Origin of the sequence: Ralstonia sp. GX3-BWBA (assembly GCF_003290055.1) — a bacterium.
GTDB classification, from domain to species: domain Bacteria; phylum Pseudomonadota; class Gammaproteobacteria; order Burkholderiales; family Burkholderiaceae; genus Ralstonia; species Ralstonia holmesii.
On sequence record NZ_QMKS01000008.1, the window covers coordinates 117,351 to 128,991 of the forward strand.

Below are 11,641 nucleotides of genomic sequence, written 5' to 3' on the forward strand. Positions count from 1 at the left end.
TATCCTGCTTCTCAACTGACCTTTGAGAACGCCTTGCATGAGGAAAACGCATGTCGACTCCCCTGGTTAGGTTGGCCTCCCTAGACTTGCTGCGCGGTTTCGTGGCGGTGGGCCGGCGCATGAGCATCACGCTCGCGGCCGATGACCTGTGCCTGACGCAATCCGCCGTGAGCCGGCAGGTGTCGGCGCTGGAAGAGGCGTTGGGCGTGAAGCTGCTGGTGCGCGGGCACCGTTCGATCGCGTTCACGCCCGAGGGTGAACGCCTGTTCCGCAGCGCCGACAGCGCAGTGCAGCAGTTGCAGGACGCCATTGGCGCCCTCCGCGTGGCGGCCGAACGCCGGCCGGTCACGATCACGGCCAGCATCGGCGTCACAGGCTTGTGGCTGCTGCCGCGCTTGGCGCGCTTCCAACAGCAGTACCCCGACATCGACGTGCGCGTGGCCACCAACAACCGCCTCGTCGACCTGAAGAACGAAGGCATCGAGCTTGCCATCCGGTATTGCCCACCGGGCGATGCACCGCCCGGCGCAATCCGGCTGTTTGGGGAAACCGTTGCGCCGGTCGCGCATCCGTCTCTAGGGCTGCGCTCGCTGGATTCCGCCGAGGCGCTTGCCGGCCTGACGCTGCTCGACTTTGACGACCGCGACCTGCGCCGCCCGTGGCTCCAGTGGACCGACTGGCTGGCCGCCGCCGGCTGGAGTCACGCCAAACCGCGCACCGTGCTGCGCTTCAACCAGCACGACCAGATCATCCATGCGACGGTGGCCGGTCAGGGCATCGCCCTCGGGCGCCTGGAACTGATCGCCCCGCTGCTGGCCGACGGCCGTCTGGTCACCGTACCGACTATCGCGCCTGGGGTGCGCAACACGCATGCGTACTGGCTGATCCAGTCCGAGCCGAACCCGCGCCGCGATGTGCGCGATGTGGCCGCCTGGATTTGCTCGGAGGCAGCCACCCAGGGCACACATGCGTCTGGCGCATCCGAACTTGCGTGACACGCCGCGCAACTTCGCCCAGGACCGCGACATTTACACGCCCGAGGCCGCGGCCAAAGAACTGACGGCGCTCGGCTTGCCTGCCGACGCCATCCTGACGCAGGCGCAGTCCGACACCAGCAAGCCCCGCCTGCGCGAACAAACGCACACCGCGCAGATTCGTGGCATCTTTGGCGCTCCCACGTTCTTTGTTGGCGACGCGATGTTCTGGCGCAATGACCGCCTGGACGATGCGCTCGCCTGTGCCGCAGCATTGCAGTCCAGCCCCCATCCACTTCACACCGGATAGACCATGGCAACCCAGATCGAAAAAGCTCACGCCTTCCGCGCGCTGCACGAGCGCAGCGGCACCTTCGTGATCCCCAACCCGTGGGACCGGGGCTCGGCCCGGCTGCTGGCGTCGCTCGGCTTCGAAGCATTGACCAGCACCAGCGCGGGCTTCGCGTTCTCGCGCGGGCAGCCGGACTATGGCGTCGGCCGCGACACCATCCTCGCGCATGTGGCCGACCTGGCTGCTGCCACGGATGTGCCCATGGCTGCCGATCTGGAAAACGGTTTTGCCGATGAGCCGGAAACGGTAGCAGAGACGATCCGCCTGGCAGGCGCCACCGGCATCGTCGGCGGCTCGATTGAAGATGCCACCGGCCGCGCAGATGCGCCGATCTATTCGCTAGAGGCATCGGTGGAACGCGTGCGCGCTGCGGTGGAGGCTGCGCGCTCGCTGCCGTTTCCGTTCACGCTCACTGCGCGCGCCGAAAACTTCCTGCACGGCCGCAACGACCTTGCCGACACGATCCGCCGCCTGCAAGCCTTCCAGGACGCCGGCGCCGACGTGCTCTACGCTCCGGGCCTGAAAACGCGCGACGAGATCGCCACGGTGCTGCGCGAGATCGATCGCCCACTCAATGTGCTGATGGGCTTTGCCGACGGCAACCTGAGCGTGGCCGAACTGGCCGAACTGGGCGTCAAGCGCATCAGTGTGGGCGCCACGCTGGCACGGGTGGCCATGGGTGCGTTCCAGCGTGCGGCGGAAGAACTGCGCACCGCCGGCACGTTCAACTTTGCGCACGATGCCGCCAGCGGGGCCAAGCTCAACGGCCTCTTTGCGCAGTTCGCCTGACGCTCGCCGCTAAACAAAAGCAATCAACCATGGTGCCCTCCCCAACCCACGCCAAACCGCCCGGCGGCCTGCGCCAGATTCCCGCCGGCATCTGGGTGCTCGGCTGCGTTAGCCTGCTGATGGACATCGCCTCCGAGATGATCCACAGCCTGCTGCCGCTGTTCATGGTGTCGGTGCTGGGGGCAAGTGCCTTGTCGGTCGGACTGATCGAGGGCTTGGGCGAATCGACCGCGCTCATCGTCAAGATATTCTCCGGCACGCTGAGCGACTACCTCGGCAAGCGCAAGGGCCTGGCGGTCTTCGGCTATGCGCTCGGCGCACTGTCCAAGCCGTTGTTCGCCATGGCGCCCACGGCGGGCATTGTATTGACAGCACGCCTGCTGGACCGTGTCGGCAAGGGTATCCGCGGTGCGCCGCGCGACGCGCTGGTCGCCGACATTGCTCCGCCTGCGCTGCGCGGCGCGGCCTTCGGGCTGCGGCAGGCGCTCGATACCGTAGGCGCGTTTCTGGGGCCGCTTCTGGCCGTCGGGCTGATGCTGCTGTGGGCCGATGATTTCCGCGCCGTGTTCTGGGTGGCCGTGGTGCCTGGGCTGTTATCCGTAGCGCTGCTGATGTTTGGCCTGCGCGAGCCAGAGACCCACAACGGCGCCCGCCGCACCAATCCGATCCGCCGTGCCAACCTCCAGCGGCTGAACAGCGCGTACTGGTGGGTGGTGATGATCGGCGCGGTCTTCACCCTGGCACGCTTTTCAGAGGCCTTCCTGGTCCTGCGTGCCCAGCAGGGCGGCATTCCGGTCGCACTGGTGCCGCTGGTCATGGTGGCGATGAACGTCGTCTATGCGCTGGCGGCGTATCCGTTCGGCAAGCTCTCAGACCGCATGAGCCATACAAAGCTCCTGGCGCTCGGGCTGGTGGTCTTGATTGCCGCCGATGTGGTGCTTGGCCTGTCCGCCCATTGGAGCGTGGTCGTCGTGGGCGTGGCGTTGTGGGGCGTGCATATGGGCATCACGCAGGGCTTGCTGGCAACCATGGTCGCCGATACTGCACCGGCCGATTTGCGCGGCACCGCATACGGCATGTTCAACCTGGTAAGCGGACTGGCCATGTTGGGCGCCAGCGTTCTGGCCGGGCTGCTGTGGGACAAGCTGGGCGCAGCCGCAACGTTCCACGCGGGGGCGTTGTTCTGCGTGCTGGCGTTGGGGCTGCTGGCGATACGAGGGAAGTCTTCCGGGCCGATCACGTGACGTTCGGCTGCACCTTGAACCAGTCCACCAGAAAATCCAGCATCGCCCGCAGCGCCGCCGGCATCTGCCTGCGCGAGCTGTACACGCCATGAATGCCCAGCGCCTGCGGCGCGTGCTCAGGCAACAAGCGCACGAGTTGCCCGCTGGCGATCAGCGGTGCGGCCGCAAACACCGGCTGTAACGCAATGCCCGCGCCCTCTCGTGCCGCTGTCAGTAACACCATCGACTCATTCGCACTCAGATTGCCGCCCACCGGCACATCCGACGGGGCACCCGTCTTCGCATCCGTGAACTTCCACAGGCTTTTGCCGAAGTACGAATACGTCAGGCAGTTGTGAACGGCCAAGTCCTCCACGCGCCGCGGTGTGCCATGCGCGGCCAGGTACGACGGTGCCGCTACCACGACCGATTCGCACACGCCCAGCGGGCGCGCAATCAGGTTCGGGTCAAGGTCATTGGTAATGCGCACGGCCAGGTCGATGCGCTCTTCCACAAGGTTGATGGTGCGATTGTCGACCACCAGATCGACCGCCGTTTGCGGATAGCGCCGCAGGTAACCTGTCACCGCTGCACTCAAGATCTGCTGCGCCAGGGATTGCGCACAGGCAATGCGCAGGAGCCCGCGCGGCGAATCGGCTTCGGGGCCATCCGCCACGGCCATCTGTGAAGCGATTTCCAGCATCTGGCGGCAGCGCGCGAGCGTGGCTTCACCGGCCGGCGTCAGGCCGATGCGGCGCGTGGTCCGGTGCAGCAGCCGCGCGCCGGACCAGGCCTCCATCTGCGCCAGATAACGCGTGACCATCGCGCGAGACATGTCGAGCCCTTCGGCGGCGCCGCTCAGACTGCCGCGCTCGACGATCGCCACAAACACTTCGGCAGACGTAATGCGATCCATATTTGATCGATTGGCGAAACAAATATGCGCATCTTAGGTGGTTTTTTGATCGAATCAAGCAACCTACAGTAGCGGCATCGCACTCACCACATCCAACTGGAGAAACTCGATGCCCCTGCTCCGCACCCTGCTTGCCGCCGCCCTTGCCACAGCCGGCCTGATTGCCCACGCCGGCGCACCGGCGCCACTGCACCTTGATGTCTACAACCCTGGCGACAAGGGCATCTTCCCCGTGTCGTCGGAAATCATCGCCGGCACACACGAGGCCATCCTGATCGACGCGCAATTCCAGCGCAGCGACGCGCAAGCGCTCGTGCAGAAACTCAAGGCCAGCGGCAAGACGCTTACCACCGTCTACATCAGCCATAGCGATCCGGATTATTACTTCGGGCTGGATGTCATCCGCGCGGCATTCCCGAAGGCGAAGATCGTGGCCACGCCGCAAACGGTGGCCGCCATCAAGGCATCGATGGACGGCAAGCTGGCCTACTGGGGGCCGATCCTGAAAGACAATGCGCCCAAGGCGCTCGTGCTGCCCGAAGTGCTGCACGCCAACCACCTGACGCTGGAAGGCCGCGCCATCGAGATCAAAGGCCTGAGCGGCCCGAACCCGGCACGCACGTATCTGTGGATTCCCTCCATCGAGACCGTGGCCGGCGGCGTGGTGGTCTTCAACGGCGATCACGTATGGGTGGCCGACACGCAGACGCGCGAATCGCGCCTGGGCTGGCTGCAGACGCTCGACAGCATCGAGGCGCTTCACCCGACGACGGTGGTGCCCGGCCACTTCACCGGGGCAATGCCCAAGGGGCTGGAGGCAGTGCGCTTTACGGCGGATTACCTGAAGACCTTCGAGGTACAGGCCGCGAAGGCCGACAATTCGGCAGCGCTGGTCAAGGCGATGAAGGCCGCGTACCCGACGCTGGCCGGCGATGCATCGCTGGACTTGAGCGCCAAAGTCATCAAGGGCGAAATGAAGTGGCCGCAGTAAGCTGGCCCGTCACCTGGAAAACGACATGACGACGTTGCATTACATCTACGACCCGTTGTGCGGCTGGTGCTACGGTGCCGCGCCGCTGATGGAAGCTGCACGGACCGTGCCCGGCCTGACGATCGCATTCCACGGCGGTGGGATGCTCGCCGGCCCGAATCGCCGCGCAGTCACGCCGCAGTGGCGCGACTACGTGATGCCGCACGACCACCGCATCGCAGAATTGACCGGCCAACCCTTTGGCCAGCCCTACTTTGAAGGCCTGTTGCGCGACACGACGGCCGTGATGGATTCGGAGCCGCCCATTACCGCCGTGCTCGCGGCGCAAGCGCTTGGCGGCCGCGGGCTGGACATGATCCACCGCATCCAGCGCGCGCATTACGAAGAAGGCCGACGCATTGCCGACGTGCCTGTATTACGCGAGCTGGCCGCGGAGATCGGCCTATCGCCCGAAGCTTTTGATGCGGAATACGCGCAGCAAGCCGGCGGCCCAACGCAGAAGCACATCGCGCAAAGCCGGCAGTGGCTCGATCGTGTAGGCGGTCAGGGTTTTCCGACGTTTGCGCTGGAAGATGCGGAAGGCCAGCTCGGCATCATCGACATCGGCCCATGGCTTGGCAACCCGGCGCACTGGGCACAAGCATTGACCCAGCACATCGGCGCGCCGGCCCCGGCCAGCGAAGCCGATGGCCCTGTCTGCGGCCCGGACGGTTGCGCTTGACGGTGTGGCAGCTCAGCCCTCGAGCTGCCAGCGGGCAAGTTCGTCGTAACGCGTCTTGCCCAACCAGCTATGGATGAGAACGAACTCGCGCACCGTCCAGGTAATGGGCTCGACCGCCTTCGGCGCAAAGCCGCCGCGGTCATACAGCAGCGTGATGTGCGGCTTGAACGTCCCGCGCGGCACCGGCACGGCGGCATGCTGGAGCGTTTCGCCCAGCGCCGCCTGAAACGCCATCAAACCGGCCACACCTTCATCGCCCAAGAGAACAAATGGCCGGTGATCGCGCCGGCCATGAAAGCTCACCACCTGGTTGAACGTGGCATCGAATGCCGGCAAGGCCAGGCTGTCCGCCGCTGCGCGCACGCGCGCCACGATATCGTCAGGCGGCAGATGAACGAAATCGCCCAGATGATGCAGCGTGACATGCAGACGCTCCGTACGCAGCGCCTTGCCTTTGAAACCCACCACGGGCCGCAATTGTTCGATCAGGCGCGCAATGCGCCCTGCAGTTTCGACGTCAGGTTTGACCGCCAGAAACAGGCGATGCGCGGGCAACTGCGGGGTGGCTTCGAATCCGGGAAGGGTCAGCTGGGTCACGGCAGGGTCGTTAAACGCCGGTTGGCGATCTATCCATTATCAACGCCCGCATGACGTCTCGCTGAAAGTCCTGCTGACCGCATCAAAAACAACGCCCGGCGGTGACAACCAGCCGGGCGTTGTTTTTGCAGATGTGATGCAGCGATCAGATATCGAAGAACACGGTCTCGGCGCCGCAATCGGGCGTGTCTTGCAGGCGCACGTCGAAGGTGTAGACCACCTCGCCGTTACGCTCGCTGCGCTGGGCAATCAGCGTCTTGCGGCGCACTTCCCACTCGATGCCGTTCAGTACCGGGTCCGTACCGTTGGCTGCAGCCTCATCGCTGAAGTACACGCGGGTATGCAGGCCGAGGTTGATGCCGCGTGCAAACAGGATCATGCAGATGTGCGGTGCCTGCGTCGACCCGCTGCGGCCGGCCACCGCGCCCGGCTTGATGGTGTCGAAACGATAGACGCCCGTATCGAAATCCGCGCCGGCGCGGCCCCAGCCACGGAATGCCGGGTCGACGGCCTTGTCCTGCCGGTCTGCGGGATGCGCGTATTTGCCGTCGGCGTTGGCTTGCCAGATCTCGATCAGCACATCACGCACGAGCGAGCCGGAGCCATCGTAGACGCGGCCTTCCAGCGCGATGCGTTCGCCGCGCGTAGCCGGCGTGGTCAGTACGCTGCCGAATTCCTTGTCGTAGATGTCGAAACCGGCCTGGCGTGGTGCAAGGCCGATGTGCACATACGGGCCGCCCGTCTGCGACGCGGTTTCGTTGAAATGCGCGAATGGCGGCGTTGTCGTCATGGCCGCTGCCTGGGCACGTTCGAGCGATTCACGCAGTGTGGTCGTGGTCATCACTTGGCTCCTTGCAGGGCGGGCACGGCGTTCTCGAAATGCGTGGCACGGCGGCCGCGCAGCGTGATGTCGAAGCGGTAGCAGCGGCTGTCGAGCGGCACGTGGTTTGCCGTGTCATGCAGCGCAATCAGGCCTCGCACCTGCTCTTCACTGGGGATGGTCTTGATGATGGGGCATTGCGCGATCATCGGGTCGCCCTCGAAGTACATCTGCGTGATCAGGCGCTGCGCCCAACCGTCGCCGGAGAGCGAGTAATGGATGTGCGACGGGCGCCAATCGTTGATGCGGTTGCGCCACGGATACGGGCCGGGCTTGATGGTGCGATAGACGTAGTAGCCGTTGGCATCCGTCAGCATGCGGCCGCAGCCGCCGAAGTTCGGGTCGATCGGCGCGATGTACTGGTCCTTCTTGTGGCGGTAGCGGCCGCCGGCGTTGGCCTGCCATACCTCCACCAGGGCGTTCGGCACGGGACGGCCGAACTCGTCGCGCACGTAGCCGTGGACGATGATGCGCTCGCCGATCGGCAGGCCTTCCTTGGCGTAGTTGAGGATGAGATCGTTGTCGAGCGCGCCCAGGTCGTCGGCATGGAACACCGGTGCGGTCGTTTCCGACAGCGTGCTGAGCGTGGAGATGAGCGCGTTGCGCGGCGAGCGCAGCACGCTGGTCTTGTAGCCGGGCGTCAGTGCGGGCGGATGCTGCGCGGTGTCGCGCTGGGCGAATTCGCCGGTGCCGGAAAGCGGCAGGGTCATGGGGGCGTCTCCTTATGAAACTTATGAAATCGTGGGAAGACTGTATCGCCGCCAAAAAGTGAAGTAAATTGACTTCTTATCGGAAAATCGATAACCCTACGTTATGGAAAGAGTCTTTTCGGCCGACCTGCCGTCCCGCATCCGGTTTCGCCATCTGAGCTGCTTTGTCGCCATCGCGCAGGAGCGCAACCTGCGGCGCGCTGCCGAGCGGCTGCATTTGAGCCAACCGGCGGTATCGAAAACACTAGGTGAACTGGAAGCGCTTGCCGGTGTGCAACTCGTGGAGCGCGGCCGGCAAGGTGCACGGCTTACCGCTGCCGGTGAGCAATTCCTCCGGCATGCGGTGGGCGTGACGCAGGCGCTTGAATCGGCCACTGCCGCACTGATGGGGTCGACGGATGCTTCGGCGCCGGTCGTGCATGTGGGCGCCCTGCCGACGGTCGCGAGCAGCCTGCTGCCCCAGGCGATCGCGCAGTTGCACACGCAGCGCCCGCACGCCGGCGTGCGCTTGCGTACCGGCACCAATGTCGAGCTGCTGACCGCGCTTAAGGCCGGCGAACTCGACTTCATCGTCGGGCGCATGGCCGAGCCGGATCGCATGCAGGGGCTGTCGTTCGAACTGCTGTATGCCGAGCCGCTGGCGCTGGTCGTGCGGCCCGGGCATCCGCTGTTGATGCAGCCCGGGGCATCGGCGTCGTTGCAGGCGGTGCTGGACTACCCGCTGGTGATCGCCACGCCGGGAACAGTGCCGCGCCATCACACCGAGGCGCTGTTCCAGACGCACGGGCTGCGCTTGCCCGCGGGTGTGACGGAAACGCTTTCGGTGTCCGTTGCACGGTTGCTGGCGTGTCGATCCGACGCGGTGTGGATCACGCCCGAGCGCTCCGCCGCCGACGACCTGGCGCACGGGCAACTTGCCCGTCTGGACATCACCACATCCAGCACCAAGGAGCCCGTCGGCCTGCTGCGCAGAAGCGACGCCACACCGAGCGAATTGGCCGGCGCATTCATGGAACTGCTGACCGAACTGGCGCAAGCGCCCCACTGAGCCGCTCCGCCTTCAAAAAAAATGCCGACCTCATGGCCGGCATTTTTGCTTTCGAGGCGCAGATCAGCGGTGCGCCATCTCCACGTCATCCGCAGCATCGAAGACACTGCGATCGGTCTGTCCGAGCAATTGGCTGGTGATCGTTCCAGCAGTCATCGAACCATTGACGTTGAGCGCAGTACGGCCCATGTCGATCAGGGGTTCGATGGAAATCAGCAGCGCCACGAGCGTCACCGGCAAGCCCATGGCGGGCAGCACGATCAGTGCAGCGAAAGTGGCGCCACCGCCCACACCTGCCACGCCAACCGAGCTGAGGGTAACGATCGCCACCAGCGAGGCAATCCACACCGGATCGAACGGGTTGATGCCGACGGTGGGCGCCACCATGACTGCCAGCATGGCGGGATACAGGCCCGCGCAACCGTTCTGGCCAATGGTGGTGCCAAACGAGGCGGCGAAGCTGGCAATCGACTCCGGCACGCCGATGCGTCGGGTCTGCGCCTCGATGCTAAGCGGAATGGTCGCGGCACTGGACCGGCTCGTGAACGCGAAAGACAGCGCCGGCCAGACCTTGCGGAAGAAGCGAAGCGGATTGATGCCGTTGAGCGTGAGCAGCACGGCATGTACGCCAAACATGATCGCCAGGCCCAGGTAAGACGCCACCACGAAACCGCCGAGCTTGATGATGTCCTGCACGTTGGACACGGCCACCACGTTGGTCATCAGCGCAAGCACGCCGTAAGGCGTCAGGCGAATGACAAGCCGCACGAGCTTCATCACCCAGGCCTGCGCGGTATCGATGGCGGTCAGCACGCGCTCGCCCTTGACTGCATCGTCCTTAAGCAGGTTCAACGCCGCCACACCCAGGAACGCCGCGAAGATCACCACGCCGATGATGGACGTCGGCTTGGCGCCGGTCAGCTCGGCAAACGGGTTCTTCGGGATAAAGGACTGCACCAGTTGTGGCACCGACAGGTCCGCCACCCTGCCGACATAGCTGTCTTGGATGGCAGTCAGCCGGGCCGTTTCCTGCGCGCCTTGCACCAGCCCCTGCGCAGTCAGCCCAAACAGGTTGGTGACGAACACCCCGACAAGCGCGGAGATCAACGTCGTGAGCAGCAGCGTGCCGATCGTCAGCACGCTGATCTTGCCCAGCGACGCCGTGCTGTTGAGCTTGGCAACCGAGTTCAGCACAGAGACCAGCACGAGCGGCATGACGATCATCTGCAGCAGCTGGATATAGCCGCCGCCAACGATGCTGAACCAGGAGATCGACTGCTTGAGCGTCGCGCTGTCGTCACCATAGATGAGATGCAGCACCAAGCCGAAAACGATGCCCAGCATCATGCCAAGCAGCACACGTTTGGCCAGACTCCAGCTCGCGTTCACGCGCCCCAGAGCAAGCAGGATGACGACAAAAGTCGCGATATTCAGTAAGAGCGGAAGGGTCATGTTCCTTTGTGTCGCACGTTGCGATCGAAATCGAGCCGGAATCTTACGCCAGTTGCACAAAGGTTGCCCGAGCACGGATCGCATCAAAAATGCAGGCCAATCCGCTGTAGATCCAGCACAGGCTTGGCTTTACGGCTGACGCACTGCCGTGTGCGGTGACGAGGAATGCCCGTGCGTGAATGCTCGCAACGCCCAGTCCCCCCCGCGCGCGCGAGTGGCTTTCCGAGAACGAAAAAAAACCCGCACAAGTGCGGGCTGACAAGGAGCCGAGCGATCAGGAGGTCACGCTCAGTCAGAACGAGTGAACGATACCGGTGTAGGCACCCAGTTGGTTCTTACCCGGCGCCGGGTTGTTGTTGGTTGCTTCCACCGAGAAGTTGGCGGTAGCGCTGTTCTGCACCGTGCCCACGCTCGCGTACAGCATCGTGCGCTTGGACAGGTTGTAGTTGGCACCCGCCATGAACAGGTTGGCGTTACCGCCGCCGTGGTTCACGTTGACGCGATAGGCCGCGCCGATCAGCGTCAGCGCTGGCGTGACTTCATAGTTGATGCCCAGCCAGTAATGATTGGCCTTGGTCGGGGCGCCCGCTGCCGCATCCGGTGCAGACAGGTTTTCATACGCGGCAAACAGCTTCGCCTTGCCGATGGTGTACGTACCGCCGATCGTCGCTTCCTTCGAGAAGTTGAAGATGTCGCTGAACTTGCCGTTGCCGTCGCGGATCACGTCGTAGATCGCGCGCACTTCCAACGGGCCGGCGGTGTAGACGGCGGACACGCCGTCGCGACGGCTGTTCGTGAACGAGCCGGGTTGTTCACCCAGGCCGGTCTGCAGGCCGATCTGGAAGCCGCCCCAGGTCGGGCTTTGGTATTCGACGACGTTGTTGGCGCCCGGCCAGTTACGCCCGCGCACCAGCGTGGCCGAGCCGATGAACTGCTGGCCGGTCGGGTCCAGGAACCAGACGTCGTTGCTGATGAAGAGGTTCTTGCC

12 protein-coding genes and 1 pseudogene are annotated in these 11,641 nt (G+C 64.6%); 7 read left to right on the forward strand and 6 right to left on the reverse strand.

Going from position 1 to position 11,641, the window contains the following annotated elements:
- The first annotated feature begins 50 nt into the window (after positions 1-50).
- The 4 genes and pseudogenes from DOD19_RS07420 (at position 51) to DOD19_RS07435 (ending at position 3,359) form a co-directional block, all read left to right on the forward strand.
- Entirely contained in the window at positions 51-995 is a 945-nt protein-coding gene (locus DOD19_RS07420) for a LysR substrate-binding domain-containing protein (RefSeq protein WP_112184911.1), read from the forward strand.
- Positions 996-1,002: 7 nt separating this feature from the next.
- Positions 1,003-1,284 (forward strand): annotated as a pseudogene (locus DOD19_RS07425) (DsbA family protein); the annotation flags it as partial.
- 3 nt (positions 1,285-1,287) lie between these two features.
- Complete coding sequence (locus DOD19_RS07430) at positions 1,288-2,115, forward strand: isocitrate lyase/phosphoenolpyruvate mutase family protein (protein ID WP_024975732.1); 828 nt, start codon at positions 1,288-1,290, stop codon at positions 2,113-2,115.
- A 29-nt stretch (positions 2,116-2,144) separates the two neighbouring features.
- Positions 2,145-3,359: an MFS transporter gene (locus DOD19_RS07435; protein WP_024975733.1), complete on the forward strand. Its 1,215-nt coding sequence runs from the start codon at positions 2,145-2,147 to the stop codon at positions 3,357-3,359.
- Here the strand turns inward: DOD19_RS07435 and DOD19_RS07440 are convergent.
- Positions 3,352-4,254: a LysR family transcriptional regulator gene (locus tag DOD19_RS07440; RefSeq protein ID WP_112184913.1), complete on the reverse strand. Its 903-nt coding sequence runs from the start codon at positions 4,252-4,254 to the stop codon at positions 3,352-3,354. The genes DOD19_RS07435 and DOD19_RS07440 overlap by 8 nt on opposite strands.
- A 109-nt stretch (positions 4,255-4,363) precedes the next feature.
- Between DOD19_RS07440 and DOD19_RS07445 the strand changes: the two genes are divergently transcribed.
- Entirely contained in the window at positions 4,364-5,245 is an 882-nt protein-coding gene (locus tag DOD19_RS07445; RefSeq protein WP_112184915.1) for an MBL fold metallo-hydrolase, read from the forward strand.
- A gap of 25 nt (positions 5,246-5,270) precedes the next feature.
- Complete coding sequence (locus DOD19_RS07450; protein WP_112184917.1) at positions 5,271-5,966, forward strand: DsbA family protein; 696 nt, start codon at positions 5,271-5,273, stop codon at positions 5,964-5,966.
- 12 nt (positions 5,967-5,978) lie between these two features.
- Here DOD19_RS07450 and thpR read toward each other — a convergent pair whose 3' ends face one another.
- The 3 genes from thpR to pcaH form a co-directional block, all read right to left on the reverse strand.
- Positions 5,979-6,563: an RNA 2',3'-cyclic phosphodiesterase gene (thpR, locus tag DOD19_RS07455; protein WP_112184919.1), complete on the reverse strand. Its 585-nt coding sequence runs from the start codon at positions 6,561-6,563 to the stop codon at positions 5,979-5,981.
- A 145-nt stretch (positions 6,564-6,708) separates the two neighbouring features.
- Complete coding sequence (pcaG, locus tag DOD19_RS07460; RefSeq protein ID WP_112184921.1) at positions 6,709-7,404, reverse strand: protocatechuate 3,4-dioxygenase subunit alpha; 696 nt, start codon at positions 7,402-7,404, stop codon at positions 6,709-6,711.
- Positions 7,404-8,153, reverse strand: coding sequence for a protocatechuate 3,4-dioxygenase subunit beta (gene pcaH / locus DOD19_RS07465; RefSeq protein ID WP_112184923.1), 750 nt, complete (start codon positions 8,151-8,153; stop codon positions 7,404-7,406). Before pcaH ends, pcaG begins: the two co-directional genes overlap by 1 nt.
- A gap of 103 nt (positions 8,154-8,256) precedes the next feature.
- Here pcaH and pcaQ point away from each other — a divergent pair, with 103 nt between their 5' ends.
- The gene (pcaQ, locus tag DOD19_RS07470) at positions 8,257-9,201 is read left to right on the forward strand and encodes a pca operon transcription factor PcaQ (protein ID WP_112184925.1); all 945 of its coding nucleotides are present in this window, start codon (positions 8,257-8,259) and stop codon (positions 9,199-9,201) included.
- 63 nt (positions 9,202-9,264) lie between these two features.
- On the opposite strand, the gene DOD19_RS07475 is transcribed toward pcaQ, so the two are convergent.
- The gene (locus DOD19_RS07475) at positions 9,265-10,653 is read right to left on the reverse strand and encodes an L-cystine transporter (protein ID WP_112184927.1); all 1,389 of its coding nucleotides are present in this window, start codon (positions 10,651-10,653) and stop codon (positions 9,265-9,267) included.
- 292 nt (positions 10,654-10,945) lie between these two features.
- The coding region (locus DOD19_RS07480; protein ID WP_162634357.1) for a porin at positions 10,946-11,641 on the reverse strand (696 nt) is incomplete at its 5' end.